Here is a 21,238-nt window from a genome sequence, read left to right as displayed (position 1 = left end):
TTTTTTATATCTATTGGTGAAACATGACGACGAAACAAACTCCAGACGCACTCACGCAAAAAATAGACGCGTTAAAACAACAATTGCGCTATCACGAATACCTCTATCATGTTATGGATGCACCAGAAATTCCCGATGTGGAATATGACAAGCTGATGCAGGAGCTTAAAAGCCTCGAAGCGCAGCATCCAGAACTGATCACCACAGACTCCCCAACTCAGCGCGTGGGTGCAGCACCATTAGCTGCATTCGATACAGTTCGCCATGAAATTCCCATGCTCTCTTTAGATAATGTATTTGATGAAGAAAGCTATCTCGCATTTGATAAACGCGTGAAAGACCGACTGCATAACCACACTGAATTAACATTTTGCTGCGAACTCAAATTAGATGGTCTAGCCGTCAGTTTGCTGTATGAAAATGGCGAGCTAGTTCAAGCGGCAACCCGTGGTGATGGAACTGTTGGCGAAAATATCACGGCCAACGTACGCACGATCAAAGCAATTCCGCTACGTTTACGCGGGGATAATATTCCTGCCCGTGTTGAAATTCGTGGTGAAGTTTTTATGCCTCAAAAAGGCTTTGAGGCGATGAACGAAGAAGCACGTAAAACGGATGGTAAGATTTTCGCTAACCCACGTAATGCGGCAGCGGGTTCCCTTCGCCAGTTAGATCCACGTATTACGGCTAAACGTCCATTAACCTTCTATTGCTATGGTGTAGGGCTAGTGGAAGGTAAAACATTGCCAGATACCCATTATGAGCGCTTGATGCAATTCAAAGCGTGGGGGCTGCCAGTGAGTGAGCATGTGCAATTACGTGTTGGTTGCCAACAAGTCCTCGATTTCTATCACCATGTTGAAAAAATTCGCCCGACACTCGGTTTTGATATCGATGGTGTCGTGATTAAAGTGAATGATATTGCCACTCAAGAAGAATTAGGTTTTGTTTCCCGGGCACCACGCTGGGCAACCGCGTTTAAATTTCCTGCTCAAGAGCAAATCACGTTACTGAAAGATGTTGAATTTCAAGTGGGGCGTACTGGGGCGATTACACCAGTGGCTCGCTTAGAGCCAGTACAAGTTGCGGGTGTTGTGGTAAGCAATGCCACACTCCATAACGCGGATGAAATTGACCGTTTGGGCGTTCGCATTGGGGATACCGTCGTGATCCGCCGTGCAGGGGATGTTATTCCTCAAATCGTGAGTGTCGTGCTGGACAAACGCCCTGCAGATAGTCGTGAAATTCTATTCCCGACCCATTGCCCTGTATGTAATTCAGATATTGAACGTATCGAAGGGGAAGCGGTGGCTCGCTGCACTGGTGGATTAACTTGTGGTGCCCAATTAAAAGAGTCACTGAAACACTTTGTTTCTCGCCGTGCGATGGATGTCGACGGGATGGGCGATAAAATTATTGAGCAGTTGGTCGATGCGGAATATGTGAAAAACGCGGCGCAGCTCTACCAATTATCAGCGGGTAAATTAACTGGCCTAGAAAGAATGGGACCAAAATCCGCGCAAAAACTCATTGATGCACTCGAAAAATCCAAACAAACGACACTGGCTCGCTTTATCTATGCATTAGGGATCCGTGAAGTGGGTGAGGCGACAGCGGCAAACCTTGCGGCACATTATGCATCATTAGACGCGGTGATGGCAGCGGATGAAGAATCACTGAAAACCGTTCAAGATATTGGTGAAGTGGTGGCGAAGCATGTGGTGCATTTCTTCCGTGAAGAGCACAACCGCCAAGTTATTCATGATTTATTGACCATTGCGAACATCCACTGGCCTGAAGTGAAAGTGATTAACAGTGCTGACATTGATAGTCCATTCGCTGGAAAAACGGTCGTACTGACTGGGTCGATGTCAACGCTTTCCCGCGATGAAGCTAAAGATAGACTGGTCGCCTTAGGCGCAAAAGTCGCAGGCAGTGTATCGAAGAAAACTGACCTGGTGATTGCCGGTGAAGCGGCGGGTTCAAAGTTAGCGAAAGCGACAGAATTGGGTATAAAAGTCATTGATGAAGAAGAGTTAATTCGTTTGCTGAATATCTAATCGTGACCTATATTTAATGCGCAATGCCATTATCGACCACTGTGATAATGGCATTTCTTATTTTCTGGCTAACATTTTTACAGTTGTTATTAATGTGTTACTCGTGAAACGTGATCTGGTCGTGACTTTTGAAAGATAGGCTGAGTCAGTTTTCATATTAATGTGACGTTAATCTCATTTAAATGTTGTCTATTACATAGAATATGCGCATAGACTGATTCGTAACTTTGTTGGAGTCAAATATGACCTCGATCCTGCACTTTATTTTATCCATCGTCATCATCGGCGCTCTCGCGATTCTAGCGAGTAGTAACCGTAGAGGGATCCGCCCTCGCTATGTTATTCAATTACTTGTGATCCAAATTGCACTCGCTTACCTGTTCTTAAAATCAGGTATCGGTGAGTCTTTCGTTCTTGGTGTTGCTGGCGTATTTACCCATTTATTGGGTTATGCGGCAGAAGGGACCAAATTTATTTTTGGCGGAATGATTGAAGGCAACTTAGCATTCTTCTTCCTGCAAGTGTTATGTCCAATTATCTTTATCTCTGCACTGATTGGTATTTTACAACATATTAAAGTTCTGCCTTTTGTTATCCGCATCATCGGTACGGTGCTGTCGAAAGTAAACGGTATGGGTAAACTTGAGTCATTCAACGCAGTAAGTTCATTATTACTGGGTCAGTCCGAAAACTTTATTGCCTATAAAGACCAATTAGGCAGTATGTCAGAAAGAAGAATGTACACCATGGCGGCAACGGCGATGTCTACCGTTTCAATGTCCATCGTGGGTGCCTACATGACCATGTTAGATCCAAAATATGTTGTTGCCGCTCTGGTCTTAAACATGTTTGGTACATTCGTGGTGTTATCGCTGATCAACCCATACCCACCAGAAGGGGAAAAAGAGATCCAAATGCGCAGCCTGCATGAAGGTCAAAGCTTCTTCGAAATGCTGGGTGAATACATTCTTGCTGGGTTTAAAGTTGCGATTATCGTTTCTGCGATGCTGATTGGTTTTATCGCCCTGATTGCGATGGTTAACGGAATCTGTTCTGCTATTTTCAATGTTAGCTTCCAAACTATGCTGGGCTATGTGTTCTATCCATTTGCTTGGATGTTAGGTATCCCTGCGAATGAAGCGCTACAAGTTGGTGGCATCATGGCAGTGAAAATGGTGACTAACGAATTCGTAGCAATGGATGGTTTAAAAGCGGTAGCATCGGGTTTATCTGACCGTTCTGTGGGCATCTTATCGGTATTCTTAGTGTCATTCGCTAACTTCTCTTCCATCGGTATTATTGCTGGTGCTATTAAAGGGTTAGATGAAAAACAAGGTAATACCGTTGCACGTTTTGGTCTGAAATTACTGTACGGTTCAACGCTGGTAAGCTTCTTATCTGCTGCGGTGGTTGGATTAATCCTGTAGTCATCACGATAAAAAGTGTTACAGTGAGAAACGGCATTCAGTGAATGCCGTTTTTTTTATATCTAAAACAAGAGCGGATAAATGGAAAAACAAGACTTACTCGATATCGCGAATACATCCATGCCATTTGGTAAATATAAAGGTTGTGTCCTGATTGATCTTCCTGAGGAATACCTACTGTGGTTTTATAAAAAAGGGGAGTTTCCAGCAGGGCGATTAGGGGAATTGATGGAGATGACTCTCGGACTGAAGATAGAAGGGCTAGATAGCATTGTTAAGCCTCTAAAACGAAAATAAGGGTTAGAGGCTTAATCGATAATTATTGCGCGTTAAGCAGGCTGTTGGCCGCCTCTATACCCGATAGGTAAGCACCATGTACGGTACCGGCTCCTAATAGCGCCAAATGTTCTCCAGCAAAGAAAATTTTGTTATTAATAGGCTGTTTTAATTGGGCTATTTGATCAGCCGAATAGTTAGGGGCGGGGTAGCTAAACGAACCATAAGCGTAAATATCTTTCTCCCACTCGGTTTTTATCAGCTGTATAGGTGCGGGTATATTATCAAATACCTTACTGAGCGATTCTTGCAGTTCATGCCATGCGGTGTGTTCATCACACTCTTCAAGCCATTTAGCGGACAACCCACCAAATAAAAACAGCAATGTTGGTTTTTGATAAATCGCGCTCACATCCATAAAATTCAACCAATAATCAGACTCATGAATGTACATACTATTGACGTTATTGAGTGAATTTTTGCGCCAGAAAGCTTGTTCAAAGGTGACAAATAATTTGTTGAATACACCGAAACCTAACTGATTAATAGCTTCCTGCGTTTTTTCAGGCAAGGCAGGCGTGAAATGAATTTTATCTTTCTTCAACACCCCAAGTGGTACAGTCACAACGATCTTATGGGCATTGAACTGTTGTCCATCAAGCGTGGTGACAGTGACATAATTATCTAAGTAATGAACATGTTCAACAGGGTGGTTAAGGCGAATATCCAGGCCATTCGATAGCGTTTCGATAATTTGGGAATATCCACGCGGGAAGATCACTTCATCGCCTTCACAAAAGCCTTCGAGTTGTAAAAAATAGGGGGATAATGTCTCTAATGTGCAAGCACAGGGATCTTCAGCGATAGCTTCAAAAAATTCATGTAACCCTGTTTGTAGCTGTTCAAACAACGACTGACTTGCATGGTGATCGACAGTCAATAAATGGTGGAATTCAGGGCTTTGCAACCAGCTATTTAACGCTTCAGCTGCATTGTTAAATTGGCAAGGTGATGAAATGTTCTCAAACTGCTCCATTAAATAATCAAGGCCCGCTTCAAAAGCCTCTTTTTCGTTCTCACATAAAACCAAGCCATTTTTTTTATAGAAAATAGCGTCTTGGTAATTGAAAACAACAGTTTGAATATGGTGCTGTTGTGCGATTGCACTGATTGGATTGTCGGTAATACCGTGGATCCAAGAAGCGCCTAAATCATAAAATTGGTTATCAATTTCCTGCGTATAAATGCGCCCGCCAAGCCTGTCGCGTGCTTCTAAGATAAGGACTGTTTTATGTTGGGGGTTTTGGGGTTGCGACTGTAATTGATTTGCGACTGATAAACCTGAAACGCCTGCTCCTATCACAATGATATCGGCATCTATGTGTGGCATAACTCACCTAGTTGAAATGGAATACGGACGATGTGCGATGACACATCTGAATAATTCTATTTAAATAAAATTATAAGCTAATTATATATGAGTAAATCAAATGTGAATAGACGGTACAGTAGGGGAAAGTGAGTTAGGCTAAATTATTAAGATAAACTGCAAATAGGATTTGGAAAAGGAAAGAATGAATTAAAGGGAGATAAGAAAGAGTTTGGTGGAGCTAAGCGGGATCGAACCGCTGACCTCTTGCATGCCATGCAAGCGCTCTCCCAGCTGAGCTATAGCCCCAAACGAATATTTTGTTTTGAAATTCAGCCATCTAAACTGGTTTTTAGATGGTGGAGCTAAGCGGGATCGAACCGCTGACCTCTTGCATGCCATGCAAGCGCTCTCCCAGCTGAGCTATAGCCCCAAACAAAATCTTTTGGACGGGAGGCATCATATTCAAGCTCGGTTGGAGTGTCAATATATTAATATGTTTTTCGGGTTTAACTGCTGAAATATAGAACATTTTGCAATCAATTCCCATTTGATATGGGAGCTGAAAAAAATTGCCCCTTAAGTTAAGAGGCAGTTTATAGAGAGGCATCTTGTTTAGAAACTTCTTGTGTAGAGGCTTCTTATTTAGAAAATTATTGTGCGGATGCTTCGCGTTCTGCGATAAACGCCAATGCTTTTTCGATACGAGCGACAGAGCGAGCCTGACCGATAGCATGAACGGTAACATCTAACCCAGGTGATTGACCTGCACCAGTTACGGCTACACGCAGAGGCATACCCACTTTACCCATACCCACTTCTAACTCAGCCGCAGTCGCTTCAATGGCTTGATGAACATTTTCAGCCGTCCAATCTGAAATAGCGATTAATTTGTCTTTCACGACTTCTAATGGCTGGCGAGCAACTGGACGTAAGTGTTTTTTCGCTGCATCAGCATCAAATTCTTCAAAGTCCTGATAGAAGTAGTGGCAAGATTCCGCCATTTCTTTCAGTGTCTTACAGCGCTCACCCAGTAATTTGATTAACTCAACTAACTGTGGGCCAGTGCTGGTATCGATATTTTGCTGTTCGATATGCCATGCAAGGTAGGTAGCCACTTCTTCAGCTGGCAGGGTATTGATGTAGTGATGGTTCAGCCACTGTAATTTTTCAGTGTTGAATGCACTCGCTGATTTGCTGATAGCATCAAGAGAAAAATATTCTTTCATTTCTTCAATTGAGAAAATCTCTTGGTCGCCGTGTGACCAGCCTAAGCGCACTAAATAGTTTAATAGCGCTTGTGGCAGGTAGCCGTCATCGCGGTATTGCATAACGCTAACAGCACCATGGCGTTTAGACAGTTTTTTACCATCATCACCTAAAATCATAGAAACGTGAGCATATTCAGGAACTGGCGCGCCTAATGCTTTGAGAATGTTGATTTGGCGAGGGGTGTTATTGATATGGTCTTCACCACGAATGACGTGGGTAATTTCCATATCCCAGTCATCAATCACCACACAGAAGTTATACGTTGGAGAACCATCGGTACGACGAATGATTAAGTCATCTAGCTCTTGGTTGCTAAATTCAATTGGACCACGGATGGTGTCATTGAAAATAACGGAACCTTCTTGCGGGTTACGGAAGCGAACAACATGCGGTTCTGCCGCAGTGTGGTTATGTTCATGGTCACGGCAACAACCGTCATAGCGAGGTTTTTCGCCTTTTGCCATTTGTTCTTCGCGTAAAGCTTCTAAACGCTCTTTAGAGCAGTAGCAGCGGTAAGCGGTACCTGCTTCTAACATGGTATCGATTACGGCATTGTAGCGATCGAAACGCTTAGTTTGATAGTAAGGACCTTCATCCCAATTTAAATTCAACCAGTTCATACCGTCCATAATGGCGTCGATAGCTTCCTGAGTTGAACGTTCTAAGTCGGTGTCTTCAATACGCAGGACAAATTCGCCCTGATTGTGGCGACTATATAACCAGGAATACAGGGCGGTACGAGCACCACCAACGTGCAAGTAGCCAGTTGGGCTTGGTGCAAAACGGGTTTTGATTTTACTCATCGAGATTGCCTTAATTGCGAAACGTTGTTTCTTAATGCGCTTATGATCATCGTAAGCATTGCTAAAAGTTCCTCTATTCTATCACCCTGTAGTGAATCCTCAATCTGCTTATCTCTATACAGATAAAGAAAATCATCAAATTGGGAAAATAACCGCTAAAATTTTTAGTCTGGTGAGCTTTGAGTGATTTTTTTCTAATAAAATTTAGTAGGATAATGTAGTTAATTGATTAAAAAGGGTACTTCTTAGGTGATAATTAAAACATCTTGATTATTTTTGCAACGAACAGAAAAAATCTATTCAAAAACCGTTGACTCAGAACGCAGTATCCCTATAATGCACCTCCATCGACGACGGGGCGATTAGCTCAGTTGGTAGAGCACCTCCCTTACAAGGAGGGGGTCAGTGGTTCGAGCCCGCTATCGCCCACCACCGTTGACGATGAAAACATAAATGATTGGGCGATTAGCTCAGTTGGTAGAGCACCTCCCTTACAAGGAGGGGGTCAGTGGTTCGAGCCCGCTATCGCCCACCAATTATTTATGACAATGTGATTATTATGAAGTGGGCGATTAGCTCAGTTGGTAGAGCACCTCCCTTACAAGGAGGGGGTCAGTGGTTCGAGCCCGCTATCGCCCACCACTTCATCTTTTCTTGCATTAAAACAATTCAGAAATATAGATGGGTCGTTAGCTCAGTTGGTAGAGCAGTTGACTTTTAATCAATTGGTCGCAGGTTCGAATCCTGCACGACCCACCATCTAAATGAAGTAAATCATTCAAGCAGTACAGATACTTGAATATGGGTCGTTAGCTCAGTTGGTAGAGCAGTTGACTTTTAATCAATTGGTCGCAGGTTCGAATCCTGCACGACCCACCATTAAAATCTGTAACTTGAAAGATGTTTGGGTTATTCGGTGTGAACATTAGCGACTAACAAGATGGTTGCAGGTTCGACCCGTAGGGTGAGGCCAAAGGCCGAGAAATCCTGCACGACCCACCATCAAAAATAGCGTCATGAAGTGGGCGATTAGCTCAGTTGGTAGAGCACCTCCCTTACAAGGAGGGGGTCAGTGGTTCGAGCCCGCTATCGCCCACCACTTCATTTTTATCAAAAATCACGTCATAAATCCCCAAAAACAAAACTTAACCTACTGATTTTAATTGGTTTATGCATAGCTGTGCCCAGTAAGATTTTACTATCCCTCTCTCAGCCATTCTTCGTTTATTTTGCTTAAATATTCATATTACGTATAAAGTATTATTCCTATTGAGATTGCACATATCGTTATATTGGCCATTATATTGTTAATATAAACTTTTGAATTTTTAATGAATCAAAATAGTGAATGAAACGATAACGAGACTTTTCCTTGTATTGTAGTGCTCTTAGTTTTTTTGAAACCAAAATTTAGTTAATAAAAATAAAGCATATCAATGCCATAAGTAAAATCACTTAAATGATAATGTTAAAGGATTAATCCATTTATAGTTTTATCTAAAATGAATTTTTATTAAAAACTATGATGGCAATGAAATTATGCTAGAAATTAAATTATGCCATACCACATGAACAGCCTTATGTTGGTTTGGATTAAATAGACTATTGAGAATATTCTTAGTTGATATTTAAAAAACAGCAAATAAAACTTTAATTGATATTACAACAAAAGAACATCTGTAAAGTAGTATATTGGTGAATAATTCTAGTTATTCTCGTTTTGATAATCTTAAAGTTCAATAATTTTCGAGTGTCTATGTATTCATAATATTAAAATAAGATTATCGATAATCAGTAATGTTCATATTTTTGTGATATTCATCAAGTAAAGTGAATGTTCGACTTCCTTAACGTTAATGTTTTGTTATGTTGAATGTGTAGGTGCATTAAATTCACTAGGTTACTTTAAAAATATAGCGTTTAATTAATTTGTAGCATACAGTTCAAAAAATGTAAGTTATTGATGTTTTATGTTGCGAAATAGTTATATATGTAAAACATATATTTTTTACTTTCTTTTACAGAAAATGCTCACTTAATGTGGTTTTTGACTCAAAAAAACACCAATGTTATCGTGAAACGATTAACTTTGTTACAGTGTTAAATTATTCTGTTTATTTCCTTTATTTTTGGATTTATTGGCGGGAAAGTGATTGGTTTTTAGTGAATTGTCTTGCTATGTGCTATTTCACCTGAGTTTACTAGGTGATATTCACTGGCTGTTAATTTGTATAAGCCATTGATAATAAATAACTAATTTGCTAACTCGTCTTGTTTGTATAGAGAAAAATATTTTGTTACATAGTTGCAATGTCATTTTTGGACTAGTTGAAACTAATTAGAAGGCTAGTATATCATTCTCTTAGTGATGTTGGATGTATCACCGTGTTTTTATCAATGAACTACATAGTACATATAAAATAACAATGAAAATGGCAGAAAATACCTGCTGATTTTTATTCAATTAATATAGATTGAAGCGAGAATGTTTATGAATACAAAATATCCTGTCGCTTGTGCAGTTGGACAAAAAATTAAATCTTTAAGAAAAGCTCAAGGCTATACAGTTTTCCAATTAGCTAAAGAGATCGACATTAGTGAACAACAACTATTTCGTTATGAACGAGGTGTGAATCGTATTGATATCGATTGTTTAGTTCGCGTATTAAAGGTATTAGGCGTAAATATGGGAGAGTTCTTCAGTGAAGTTCTCCAGGATGATATCAATGCATCTGAGGAAAGAGAATCTAAAGGGTTTAACGACTCGCTTTATTCTCTCGTATGACATTAATTCTTTGCGCATGTTTCATAATGAAACAAATTAAGTTCAGTAATTAAATTGTTTCAAATGAGAACGGTGAAATTAATTAACCCAAGTTAATTAGTAAAAGTCATTGAATATATTAATCGCCCTCTTATATAGAGTACTTGCAAAAATAAAAGCCCCTTTGGGGCTTTTATTTTTTATACATACAAATTAGAAAATAAGCGTGGAAAAATGGAAATGGATTATCACTATTTTTACCATATTATTCCTGCTGGATTTTTACTGGTTCTAAAATAACGGTAACGATACGTGGACCGATCATTTCATCAATTTTTATTTGTATGTTATCTAGCTTAATCACATCCCCTTGAGAGGGTTCATTTTCAGTATTAACGTGAATAAATTGATTGAGTGTTTTATCGGAATCAACTTCAATCAAAATTCCATACGACTCATAAATTTCATTTAATCGCGTTGTACCTTTTAAGCTTAAACCAGACTCAGGTAACTCCATAATGGTTGGCTCCGAAGACGTTTGGCCAGAGAATAGTCTTTCTAGGAATAAGCGATTTTGTGGTTTTAGGACGACAAACAAATGATCATTCGCCATTAAGATTGTTGACCCGCGAGGTGGTAACACGCTTTTTTCTCGGGTGATCATCGCAATCACGGTTTGGTCCGGTAGTGCTAATTGAGATAATCGGCGCCCCACAGCAGAGCAGTCCTCGCCCAGAGTATATTCGACTAAGTCAGCATCAATCTGGTCGACAGCGGTAATATCTAATGTCGCAGCGGGTATAAGCGGTGGTGGCTGCATAAGATTTAACTTGCGGGCAAAGTAAGGCAGTGTGGAACCTTGTAATGTTGCAGAAATTAGAACCACGAAGAAGACAACATCAAAAATAAGGTTGGCACCCGGTAATCCAAAAATAAAGGGGAAAATAGCCAAAATAATCGGGACAGAGCCTCTTAGCCCCACCCAGGAGATAAGTGCTATCTCATTTCGTGTGAAGCGAAATAGTTTGAGTACTGGGACAACTGCGAGTGGTCTTGCTACAAAGGTTAATACTAGCGCAATGAGCAACCCTTCCTGCCATACCTCAATTAACGAGCTAGGGTTAACCAGTAAGCCTAACATCACGAACATGATGATTTGGCTTAACCATGCCAGCCCATCATGGAATAAAAAGGTATTGCGTTGAAAAACAAACGAGTGATTACCAATAACCACACCCGTGACAAAAATAGATAAGAAGCCACTGCCATCTAAATTACTGGCGACACCGAATGAAAATAAACCACAGGCAGCCACTAAAACAGGATAAAGACCTGCGGCGAGTAACTTAATTTTGTTGATGATTTTTATTGAAATCCAACCAACCCCAATTCCTACAGCAGCACCGATTCCCATTTGACTAACAAATAATAACGCCAATTCACTGCCGGAAGCTTGTGGGTTCATTAGAAGTTGCAGCAGACCAACGGTTAAAAATATGGCCATCGGGTCGTTGGTTGCACTCTCTATCTCTAAAGTCGCCTGTAAACGCTCGTTTAGGTAAATGCCTGCATTGCGTAGCAGTGAAAATACGGCGGCGGCATCCGTTGAGCCAACAATGGCACCTAAAAGTAACCCTTCAAGAAGTGGAATACCTAAAATGTAGGCAGCGGCTAACCCAGTGATACCCGCAGTAATCAAAACCCCAACGGTCGCTAAGGTGAATGCAGGTTTCCAGACTAGCTTAATTGATTTTACTGAGGTTTGTAGTCCACCATCGAAAAGAATCAGAGCAAGGGCGAGAGAGCCAACAGCATAAGAAACATTGACGTTATCAAAGGTAATTTTCCCTAAGCCATCCTCACCTGCCAGCATGCCAATAAAGAGAAACATAACCAGCATAGGCAAACCCAGTCTTGCAGACAGTTTGCTCGAAAAAATACCGAGTAAAATCAATATGGATGAAAGCAATATAAGTTGTTCGATAGTCGGCATAATCAGTTTTCAGTTAGAGGTGAATAAAACGCTGACGATGCATCGTAAAGCGCGCGAGGTAGCTAAAGATGTTATCAAAGTGACTAAAATATACATTTAATGGTGTTTTTAGTCCCAAGAGGCCAAATAAACATTATGATGTATACTATTATGATTATATATGAATCATTTGAAATATATTGGTATTTTACTGCATTTTTTTAAATTTGATTTTTAGAAATAGCCTATTTTTTTATTAAATTCGTGTTAATAGTGACTTTTTTATGTGTAAATATTTTTTGAGGTTGAATTGAAAAGGGGGAGGGAAGATGGGTAATTGTATGAGAAATCAATAAAAGTCGATGAAGATATTTCATCGACTTTATATTAACTAGTGAAAACGCGCCTTTCTTGCCAAAGTGTCACCAATAAACTGTATTCCTTGCACTATAATCACCAAGGTCACAACCGTAATTGCCATAGCAACATTATCAAAGCGTTGATAACCATAATTTAGCGCAAGGTCACCAACACCACCGCCGCCAACAGCTCCAGCCATCGCGGTTGCTCCAACTAACGTTATACTGGCAGCGGTTAGACTTAAAATTAATGATGACTTTGCTTCTGGTAAAATAAAGTGCCACACAATTTGCCAGTTAGTCGCCCCCATTGCATCGGCGGCTTCAATAATGCCTGAATGGACACTGAGTAATGAATTCTCGACCAATCTTGCCGTATAAGGCGCAATATAAATGACTAATGGCACAATGGCTGCGGTGGTGCCAATAGATGTTCCTACCACAAAGCGCGTTAATGGGATTATTGCCACTAATAAAATAATAAAAGGTAGTGAACGGAATATATTAATTATAGGGTTAATCACGCGATAAATACGTTTATTTTCCCAAATCCCTTCTGGTCGTGTAATAACTAATAAAATTCCCAATAAGATCCCGAATAGTGAACCTAGGACAAGTGCAATACTCACCATAGTGAATGTTTCTGACATGGCCAATAAAAATTGTTTACTTGTCAGTGCTGTTTCAAAAAACTCATTCATACTGTCCCCTTATTCACTGCAACGCCACGATGGCGTAAATAGGTTATGGCTTCATCAATATGTTGTTTATCTCCTAACATTTGCACAAACATACTGCCTAAAACGACGCCATTGATCTCTTTCATGTTGGCAAACAGGATATTGATTTTAATAATATTTTTTATGATAAGTTCATTCACTACAGGCTCTTGAGCCGATTTGCCTAAAAACTCTAATCGATACACATCTTCTTGATGTTCAAGCTGATGGAGTACACGCTCCGGAATTTTTTCATTGAGTACCGTACCCACAAATTTTTGCGTGGTCGAATGTTGAGGATTGGCAAAAATATCAAGTACTGTGCCTTCTTCAACAATGCGACCGGATTCCATAACGGCGACACGATGACAAATCTGCTCAATGACTTCCATTTCATGAGTGACCAATAGAATGGTAATTTTCTGCTCACGATTGATTTTTTGCAGTAATGCCAAAATGGAGGCGGTAGTTTGTGGATCCAAGGCAGAGGTTGCCTCATCACACAGCAAGATTTGCGGATTATTAATTAACGCTCTTGCTATTCCAACACGCTGTTTTTGCCCACCAGAAAGCTGGTTAGGGTATTGGTGTTTCTTATCGCTCAATTCAACGTATTCGAGAATGTTATCTACACGACGGGCAATTTCGTGCTTATCAATGCCGAGTAAAACCAGAGGCATTGCAACATTCTGTTCAACGGTCTTGGTTTCCAACAAATTGAAATGTTGGAAAATCATTCCGATGCTTTTTTTATGAGCCCGTATTTGCGATGGGGTATGCTCCGCTAAATTGTGCTGATCGACCTTGATGGAGCCACCGGTTGGCTTTTCTAATTGATTGACTAAGCGGATCAGGGAGCTTTTACCTGCCCCGCTATAACCAATAAAACCAAAAATATCACCTTTATTGATATGCAAATTAATATCTTGTAGAGCGACTAAGGATTGCCCATTTTTTTCATAGATCTTTTGGACATTGTTAAATTCAATCATCCTTTACTCCACATTTTCAATCAGTTGTACGCGCTGAGCGGGAGGTAAGGCAGGCTGCCATTCATCACCTAATAACTCATTTTCTGTACTGGTTTTAACCAACTCAAGGTGCTGCAGCCGATGGGCCAGATACAATTTAGCTGCAATATGATCCGCTAAACGCTCAGCTCCTGTATTGGTACCTGGGATCAGACCAATTACGGGACCCATGCTGAGTGAGGCACTTAAATTGAAGCAATAAAAATGGTCGATAAACGGAAACTCGTAACCCGATTTTGCTTGTAATTCAAAGTGTTCACCAAGATAGGGATGTGCGGCAAGTTCATCATTTTCTTCACCTTTAGGTGGGGTATAAACATCTTTCCATGTTTTAATAAACGGTGCTAAGCGATGAAATGCGCTGTGTTTCTGCCAATTCAGTCGATAGCCTGTCGCTAAAATGAGGTAATCAAAAGAGAAGTCCCCCTGAGTGGTGGCAACGTGCAATTTATTCTCTTTGACGGTGACATCATTGACTTGCGTATCGAAGTTAAAATATGCATGAGTATGGCGAGAAACACGCAGTGTGCTGCCATGAGGGGCTGGGGTTTTCGCTTTCAAAACATAGTCGGCATAATGCCATTTTTGCGCATCGGTAAAATACCCATAGGCATTGGTAAAACCGGCACTTCCGGCGACCTTTCCTCGGTTTACTCGCGGCATCTCTTTTGCTCGGATCAATAACTCAACAGACTTAGCACCATGTTCTAATGCAGTGGCTGAACTGTCCATCGCCCCCGCACTGTAGCCTACAACGCCAATATTGAGTCCGTTAAATCGCTGATAGTTGCTACCTGCATATGAATGTTCCCAGTATTGGGTTGGAATTTTATCCATAAATTCTGGGATGTTAGGCTCGCTAAATGACTCCATACCCGTTGCAATCACAACATGCTGCGCGATAAAAGAGACCTGTCCATTGGGAGTGTCAAACGTTAATTCACGACCTTGAGGGATTAATTTAACATCGACTAATTGGTGCTGATTCAGCAGTGTGGGTGCCGTCATGGTTTTAAACCATTGTAGGTACTCACCCCATTGTAAACGTGGAATTTTATCGAGATTTTCCCACGCACCATCGCCAAATTGAGCTTTAAACCAGGCTTGGAATGTTAAAGAGGGAGAGGCGAGAGCAGGACCGACAACCTGTTTAGGTGACCGCAAGGTTTCCATCAAAGCTGGCGTTTGCCAAGGGCCTTCTTTGCCTGAGGCTGCTTGGTCAAAAACGATGGCGTTAATTCCCCGTAATTTCAAGGCAAAAGCCGCAGTAATTCCCGACATGCCCGCACCGATAATGGCAACATTAATCTGTTGTTTATCAAGATCTTCATCTGATAGCGACCATGAACCAATCGGCAAATTAAGATACTGCAAATCCTGATTTATTTGCGCCTCTAGAGCGGCTAATCCAATAACCTTATCCATGGTATTACTCCTTATTTTCAGGGAGTTCAAACGGTTCTCCCAATGTCAGCATTAAGCGATTAGCCCATGAGAAAAAAGCACTGGATTGAATTAAGTCGAGTAATTCTAGCTCCGTTAATCCTAATGAACGTAATTGTTCGATTTGTTCAACAGAGGCTTGAATAGGCGTAGCTGAGAGCGAAGCGACAAGAGAAACGGTAGCTAAAAGCCTTGGTTCATAGCCTTCAGCAAGTACGCTTCCGGCGGGTGTTGCTAATAGTTTCTCGACATCAACGAGATGTTCTTTTGCATACTGGCTAGCTTTGCGCGCATGAACTGAGGCGCAATAAATGCAGCCATTCACTTTACTGACTGCAGCGGCGGCAAACTCTCTCTCCCAACGAGGTAATCCACCTGAGGTATAAAAAATACCTCGGTCTATCTGTGTACGTAGCGCTAAAATTTCGCTTTGATGAGCTAACAGAAGGAAATACTCAGAATTTAATTGTCCATGTTTTTTCAGCGTTTGAGTTTCATCGTCACTTAACGAATTGACATCTCGTGCAGATAACCAAGATTCCCAACCTAATTGCAGTTGTGTAAAAGCGGTTGGTGATGGTTGTCCCAATTGTGTTGTCGTTGCGTGATTCCAATTTCCTGCTGTAATTGGAAAGTGTTGAACTGCTTTATTATCTGAATTCGGATTCTGTCCAACTAATAATTCCAATCCAGCAACTAAGCGGGATTGATAAGTGACAAATGTAATTAACTGAGCCAATAAAATAATATCGGACTCGGACCATCCTTGTTGAATAAATTGTTGCGTTAAAGCGTAATCCGCTTGATTTGGATTACTGGTTAATACTCGAAGATATTTCTCAGCAAGCGTAATGTCAGGTGTTATTTCGACGATAGATTGTGATGATAATAATTCAGCATAATATTTTGCGAGTAATACTGAACCAGTAATTTTTGCCACGGAAAGCGCAAAATAATATTTCACATTTAGAGGCAGTATTTGAGAGGGTACAGAAAAAATGGCCTCAAAAGCGGCTTGAGTATTCTCTGTTGCAACCGGTCTTTCTGCGCGGGTTTTCGCTAATTCTGAGTCTGGTGTCAGGTTAAGAATATTGTTAATTAAATCAAATTTTACTGTCATAAATAACTCACTTTATTTAAATTTTTTTATCTCCTTCATTACATATCAATCACATCATTATTCGAACTACCATTTTGTTATATGGTTATAACCATTTTAGTTTGGTTAATTTTTATATTCATTTCTATTTAAGTTATAACGAACGGATCTAAGACGTTAAATAAATCCTGTTTATACTCCGGTCGATTGGCAATATTAAAAATTGAAAGTAATCACCATAGGGAATAGCAAATGTTCAAACAAAAAATAATAAATTTATCTTTAGTGGCAACCGCAATCATTGTATTGGCAGGATGTGGTGATAATAAAGAAAAAGACAGTTCAGATAAAAAGCAAATTACGATTGGCTTCGGTGTCGGGAATTATATTGATCAGGTCGATAAAGGCATTGTGCCTATTTTAGAGAAAAAAGGTTACCAAGTGACCTTACGTCAATTTTCACAGAATAGGCAAATTAACCCTGCATTTGAAGAAGGGGCAATTGACGCATCAGTAAACCAAAGTCGCGCGTATATGGAAGCGTATAACCAAAAAAATAACATTAATATGGTCGCATTGGCCGATTCACCAAGCGCACCGCAGAGCTTACGTTCGAATAAACACAAAACGCTGGATGACGTGCAAGATGGCATGATTGTCGCGCTGTCAAATGACCCTGTAAACGCGGAACGTGGTGCTCGAATTTTAGAGCAACTGGGTTGGATTAAAATCAAGCCGAATGTCAGTACGCTCAGCTTTAGCGTCAATGACATTGAACCTGCAAAATATAAGCTCGATATCCGTGAAACAGATGCCGCGCAAGGTTTACGTCTATTGGATGATGTGGATTTTGTGGTAGTGAATGGTAACTATGTAGCGAGTGCAGGGCAGCGTATTGCGGATGGTTTGGTTGTTGAAAATTCACCACTTGAACATCGCGTTGTGGTTTCTGTGCTACAAAAAGATCTCGATACTCAATGGGCTAAAGATTTAAAAGAGGCTTTTGAATCAAAAGAGTATGCAGATTATATTCGCTCTCAGCGTATTTATGATGGTTTTATTGAACCTGCTGCGTGGGCAAATTATTCTAAATAATAGTCGAATCTTCGTTGCCAATTTGGTGAAAAAATTGGCAACAGATCGTTTAGAAAGATAGACAAACGTCATAGAGTTGGTTATTACCTATTCAGAATAAATAAAAATAGCAAAATAAAATTGTCTTGATAAAGACCAAAAACAGATAGGGGAAAATGATGGCTAACGAGATTTTAAATGCACTAAAGGTCTTAAAATCCAAAAAATGGGTGGATTTAACGCACAGCTTTGATAAAGATTCTCCTCATTTCTTTATGTTTGATTCTGCAGAATTTAAAACATTATTTGGCTACTCTGACGGTTTTTTTGCTCAGCAATTTACCTTTCCTGGCCAATACGGTACGCATATTGACGCGCCTTGCCATTTTGTTGAAGGAAAGCGCTTTTTACATGAATTGGAACTGCAAGAGTTAGTCTTACCGCTGATTGTTATCGACCAATCTGATCGAGCGAAACAAGACCCTAATTTTGCATTTTCTCGCGATGATGTTTTAGCCTTTGAGCGCGAGTATGGGCGAATCGAACCCGATAGCTTTGTGGCGCTACGTACAGACTGGCATAAACGTTGGCCTTCTCAGGAAGCGATGGATAATAAAGACGCTGAAGGTAATAACCAAATTCCGGGGTGGGGTATGGATGCGCTCAAATTTTTATTTGAAGAGCGTGGCATTAAAGCCATTGGGCATGAGACATTTGATACTGATGCAGCAAAAGATTTTCGCCAAAATAATGCGCTATTAGGCGAATATTACGTATTAGAACAAGATACTTACCAAATAGAGTTGATGGCGAATTTAGATCAATTACCAGCTCGTGGCGCCGTGATTTTTAATATTGTCGCTAAACCTAATAATGCGAGTGGGTTTCCTGTTCGCTCATTTGCTATTCTTCCCTGAAAATCTTAAACGCCTTTCTCAGTTAAATAAGCTGAGAAAGGCGTCAGTTTTATAACGCAAACAGAATCCAAGCGGTGGCTAATAACATACAGAGCACCGCGACAATTCCCCCTGATTTAGCAAATTCTGAGAATGTAATTTTCACACCATAAGCAGCGGCCTGTTCCACCACAATAATGCCCGCCAAACTACCAAACACAAATAAGTTACTGGAAAAGCCGGAGCCAAGCACTAATGCGGCACCTAATGCATCGGCATTACCATCAGGTGTTAAAAAAGGAACTAGTAGCATGACGGAGGGGTTATTTCCGACAATAGTACTAAGGACGCCCGTCACTAAAAACAGAATGAAAGGGTTATTGAGCTCAACACCATGGGCACGCAAATCGTTCAGCATTTGCTGCGGTAATCCTGTTCCCGCAAAGGCCGCGTTGACGACAAATAATCCCATGATTAATAGTAATAAATTCCCATCCACTAACTTGAGCATATCGCTAGAAGCAATAGATCGGTTCAATAATAGGAAACCCGCAGCCGTTAATGCGATTAACTCTTTTGGTATATCACTCACCACAAAAGCCACAATCACCGCGAGTGTGATCACACCGGCTTTAGCGGTTTCCCAAGTATCGAGCGGCGTTGGAGGAGAGACCGTTTTTGGCGTATTACTCGGCTCTTTAGCTAAGTACCAACGATTGCGATATAGCCAAACCAGTACCAGCCATGTAAGTGGTAAGGATAATAGTGCGGGTATTGCTGAAGATTGAAGCAAGCCCACGAAGGAGATATCTAGCCCCTGTGCCGCAATCATATTTTGCGGGCTACCAATCAGCGAGCCTGTTGCGCCGTTGTTGGCGGCAAAACAGAATCCAAGCAGAAACGGGATGGGATTAAGCCCGCGAGATAGCGTGATGGAGACCAATAACGGCGTCATCGCGACGACAACCACGTCGTTGGTTAACAGTGCGGAAAGTAATCCGCCAACGGCGATTAGTACGGCAAGCAGCGTAGGCGCACTGACTTTGAGCATCGCCACGCGATCTGCGGTCCAGCTATAAAAGCCCGAAACCACAAACGAAGCCGATACCACCATCAAACCAAATAGCATGCCAATAGTGCGGTAATCAATAGCATTCCAGGCATGAGGTGGCGTAATGCTGTCGATGGCCATCATGGCTAACGCACCGATGACGGCAGCGCCCGTTCTATCAACTTTAAAGCCGGGCAGTTTGCCAAATGCCATGGCGATATAGACCAAGACAAAAATAATAATGGTAAGCGTCATATTATTCACATTTTTTCTGAAAGATTAGGGGATTTTACGGTGAATAAAATTACAGGCAAGATAAAAAATGTTTAGTTTTTAGTTAAGTAAATGGTGTCTAACTAGGATGTTCGTAATACGATGTTTATGCGGGTAGTAAGCGATAATTAATTTGTTGGTGGGATCTTTTCTGCAGTATAAAAAATACTGATAAATAAAATGAGGTTGCTATGAAAATTACAGTTACACATGAGATTACCCCTGAAGATAAAGAAGAATTATTTACTGGGCTAAGAAGCTACAACCGATCTTTTTTACAAAATAGCTATTTTGGACAACTTGGTGTGTATAGCAAAGATGATAATGGGATCATGCAGGGGGGGCTTCTCGCATCAATTAAAGGTCGATGGTTATGTATTGATTATCTGTGGGTGGATGAGTCAATGCGTAAGAATGGATTAGGTAGCCAATTAATGCACGTTGCAGAAGAAGAGAGTAAAAAACTCGGCTGCCATAATGCATTGGTGGATACCTTTAGTTTCCAAGCTTTGCCATTTTATGAAAAACTGGGTTATGTGAAACAAATGTCACTCCCTAATTTCCCTGAATTAGGCATGCAGCGGCATTATCTTTCTAAAGAGATATAACAGTCTTTATGTCAGCTTTTTATCTTTTAATTCATGCGAGCAGATGGATTTGTTGGCAAGGATTGGCTATCTATCCATTGAGATAATATTTGTTTTGCAGTTAATCTCAATGGCGTATTTGTCACGTTAGATGAATTTAAATATTGCGTAGAATATTCTAACAGATACTCATTCTTAAAAATAAACCAGCGGTCTGTTATTTTAGCAGTGGCCTCTGGTTGTGGTTTATCATGATAAATCATTAACTGGTAACCATCCTGATTCGCTTGCTCATCCGGCGTTCCTTCGATTTGCATCACTTGGTTTGTTGTCATCCCCACCATAACCACGGAAGGCGACTTCTCCATCGTACAACCCATCAGAAGAATACCAATCAATAAGGCAAAAAGTGTTCGCATTGTGGTCAGCCCATCAAATAGGAATATGGACAAAATAATATAGGGGAAGAAGTAAAAGCGAAATAGGACGAAGAAAGATTGGGAAAGTTCTTGGTGCGGGATCTGTCCCCTGCAGGAATCGAACCTGCAACTAGCCCTTAGGAGGGGCTCGTTATATCCATTTAACTAAGGGGACATTGAGATGCTGATAAATAGCGCTTGGCATTTTACTGTCCACCCTCCATCGAATCAAGCTGTTACACCCAAATTCTCTGCTTTTATCTTTTTTATTCTTTTCTTTGTTGGGTTTTTAAGCATCTGACGGTTTAGTCTAAAATAATTTCATATAAGTCTATCTCCATGTT

16 protein-coding genes and 9 tRNA genes are annotated in these 21,238 nt (G+C 40.7%); 13 read left to right on the top strand and 12 right to left on the bottom strand.

Annotated features, from left to right (window positions below):
• The first annotated feature begins 23 nt into the window (after positions 1-23).
• The 3 genes from ligA to H0913_RS12120 all read left to right on the top strand — a co-directional run bounded on the left by ligA (position 24) and on the right by H0913_RS12120 (position 3,784).
• Positions 24-2,060, top strand: a complete 2,037-nt coding sequence (gene ligA, locus H0913_RS12130; protein WP_154639238.1) for an NAD-dependent DNA ligase LigA — start codon at positions 24-26, stop codon at positions 2,058-2,060.
• A gap of 242 nt (positions 2,061-2,302) precedes the next feature.
• Complete coding sequence (locus H0913_RS12125) at positions 2,303-3,487, top strand: NupC/NupG family nucleoside CNT transporter (protein ID WP_036949543.1); 1,185 nt, start codon at positions 2,303-2,305, stop codon at positions 3,485-3,487.
• Positions 3,488-3,568: 81 nt separating this feature from the next.
• Positions 3,569-3,784, top strand: a complete 216-nt coding sequence (locus H0913_RS12120) for a DUF3820 family protein (RefSeq protein ID WP_132495526.1) — start codon at positions 3,569-3,571, stop codon at positions 3,782-3,784.
• A 22-nt stretch (positions 3,785-3,806) separates the two neighbouring features.
• Here the strand turns inward: H0913_RS12120 and H0913_RS12115 are convergent, their stop codons facing one another.
• The 4 genes from H0913_RS12115 to gltX all read right to left on the bottom strand — a co-directional run bounded on the left by H0913_RS12115 (position 3,807) and on the right by gltX (position 7,207).
• A complete protein-coding gene (locus H0913_RS12115) occupies positions 3,807-5,153 on the bottom strand; it encodes a flavin monoamine oxidase family protein (RefSeq protein WP_154639239.1) in 1,347 nt (448 codons plus the stop codon).
• 212 nt (positions 5,154-5,365) lie between these two features.
• Positions 5,366-5,441: transfer RNA gene (locus tag H0913_RS12110), tRNA-Ala, on the bottom strand.
• 48 nt (positions 5,442-5,489) lie between these two features.
• Positions 5,490-5,565, bottom strand: a tRNA-Ala gene (locus tag H0913_RS12105).
• Positions 5,566-5,785: 220 nt separating this feature from the next.
• Positions 5,786-7,207 carry a glutamate--tRNA ligase gene (gene gltX, locus H0913_RS12100; RefSeq protein WP_154628940.1) on the bottom strand — a complete coding sequence of 474 codons (1,422 nt, stop codon included), beginning with the start codon at positions 7,205-7,207 and terminating at the stop codon, positions 5,786-5,788.
• A gap of 356 nt (positions 7,208-7,563) precedes the next feature.
• On the opposite strand from gltX, the gene H0913_RS12095 reads away from it, so the two are divergent.
• The 7 genes from H0913_RS12095 to H0913_RS12065 all read left to right on the top strand — a co-directional run bounded on the left by H0913_RS12095 (position 7,564) and on the right by H0913_RS12065 (position 9,992).
• Positions 7,564-7,639, top strand: a tRNA-Val gene (locus tag H0913_RS12095).
• Between the two features lie 27 nt (positions 7,640-7,666).
• A tRNA-Val gene (locus H0913_RS12090) sits at positions 7,667-7,742 on the top strand.
• A gap of 31 nt (positions 7,743-7,773) precedes the next feature.
• Positions 7,774-7,849, top strand: a tRNA-Val gene (locus H0913_RS12085).
• A gap of 41 nt (positions 7,850-7,890) precedes the next feature.
• A tRNA-Lys gene (locus tag H0913_RS12080) sits at positions 7,891-7,966 on the top strand.
• Positions 7,967-8,010: 44 nt separating this feature from the next.
• A tRNA-Lys gene (locus H0913_RS12075) sits at positions 8,011-8,086 on the top strand.
• A gap of 144 nt (positions 8,087-8,230) precedes the next feature.
• Positions 8,231-8,306: transfer RNA gene (locus H0913_RS12070), tRNA-Val, on the top strand.
• Between the two features lie 1,392 nt (positions 8,307-9,698).
• The gene (locus tag H0913_RS12065; protein WP_036949379.1) at positions 9,699-9,992 is read left to right on the top strand and encodes a helix-turn-helix domain-containing protein; all 294 of its coding nucleotides are present in this window, start codon (positions 9,699-9,701) and stop codon (positions 9,990-9,992) included.
• A 244-nt stretch (positions 9,993-10,236) separates the two neighbouring features.
• Here the strand turns inward: H0913_RS12065 and H0913_RS12060 are convergent, their stop codons facing one another.
• The 5 genes from H0913_RS12060 to H0913_RS12040 all read right to left on the bottom strand — a co-directional run bounded on the left by H0913_RS12060 (position 10,237) and on the right by H0913_RS12040 (position 16,615).
• Complete coding sequence (locus H0913_RS12060; RefSeq protein WP_154639240.1) at positions 10,237-11,964, bottom strand: potassium/proton antiporter; 1,728 nt, start codon at positions 11,962-11,964, stop codon at positions 10,237-10,239.
• A gap of 370 nt (positions 11,965-12,334) precedes the next feature.
• The gene (locus tag H0913_RS12055; protein ID WP_154602934.1) at positions 12,335-13,003 is read right to left on the bottom strand and encodes a methionine ABC transporter permease; all 669 of its coding nucleotides are present in this window, start codon (positions 13,001-13,003) and stop codon (positions 12,335-12,337) included.
• The gene (locus H0913_RS12050) at positions 13,000-14,013 is read right to left on the bottom strand and encodes a methionine ABC transporter ATP-binding protein (protein WP_154602933.1); all 1,014 of its coding nucleotides are present in this window, start codon (positions 14,011-14,013) and stop codon (positions 13,000-13,002) included. Before H0913_RS12050 ends, H0913_RS12055 begins: the two co-directional genes overlap by 4 nt.
• Positions 14,014-14,016: 3 nt before the next feature.
• Positions 14,017-15,477 carry an FAD/NAD(P)-binding protein gene (locus H0913_RS12045; RefSeq protein WP_154639241.1) on the bottom strand — a complete coding sequence of 487 codons (1,461 nt, stop codon included), beginning with the start codon at positions 15,475-15,477 and terminating at the stop codon, positions 14,017-14,019.
• Between the two features lie 4 nt (positions 15,478-15,481).
• The gene (locus H0913_RS12040) at positions 15,482-16,615 is read right to left on the bottom strand and encodes a CMD domain-containing protein (protein WP_154602931.1); all 1,134 of its coding nucleotides are present in this window, start codon (positions 16,613-16,615) and stop codon (positions 15,482-15,484) included.
• Positions 16,616-16,846: 231 nt separating this feature from the next.
• Here H0913_RS12040 and H0913_RS12035 point away from each other — a divergent pair, with 231 nt between their 5' ends.
• Complete coding sequence (locus tag H0913_RS12035; protein ID WP_154602930.1) at positions 16,847-17,689, top strand: MetQ/NlpA family ABC transporter substrate-binding protein; 843 nt, start codon at positions 16,847-16,849, stop codon at positions 17,687-17,689.
• A gap of 158 nt (positions 17,690-17,847) precedes the next feature.
• Entirely contained in the window at positions 17,848-18,585 is a 738-nt protein-coding gene (locus tag H0913_RS12030) for a cyclase family protein (RefSeq protein WP_154639242.1), read from the top strand.
• Positions 18,586-18,634: 49 nt separating this feature from the next.
• Here H0913_RS12030 and H0913_RS12025 read toward each other — a convergent pair whose 3' ends face one another.
• A complete protein-coding gene (locus H0913_RS12025) occupies positions 18,635-19,870 on the bottom strand; it encodes an SLC13 family permease (RefSeq protein WP_154602928.1) in 1,236 nt (411 codons plus the stop codon).
• 209 nt (positions 19,871-20,079) lie between these two features.
• On the opposite strand from H0913_RS12025, the gene H0913_RS12020 reads away from it, so the two are divergent.
• Complete coding sequence (locus tag H0913_RS12020; RefSeq protein ID WP_154602927.1) at positions 20,080-20,496, top strand: GNAT family N-acetyltransferase; 417 nt, start codon at positions 20,080-20,082, stop codon at positions 20,494-20,496.
• 26 nt (positions 20,497-20,522) lie between these two features.
• Here the strand turns inward: H0913_RS12020 and H0913_RS12015 are convergent, their stop codons facing one another.
• The gene (locus tag H0913_RS12015) at positions 20,523-20,894 is read right to left on the bottom strand and encodes a hypothetical protein (protein WP_181477326.1); all 372 of its coding nucleotides are present in this window, start codon (positions 20,892-20,894) and stop codon (positions 20,523-20,525) included.
• Between the two features lie 103 nt (positions 20,895-20,997).
• Positions 20,998-21,069 (bottom strand) — tRNA-Arg (locus H0913_RS12010).
• Between the last annotated feature and the right edge of the window lie 169 nt (positions 21,070-21,238).

Source organism: Providencia rettgeri (assembly GCF_013702265.1).
Lineage (GTDB): Bacteria > Pseudomonadota > Gammaproteobacteria > Enterobacterales > Enterobacteriaceae > Providencia > Providencia zhijiangensis.
This window is presented reverse-complemented; position numbering and strand designations above follow the sequence as displayed.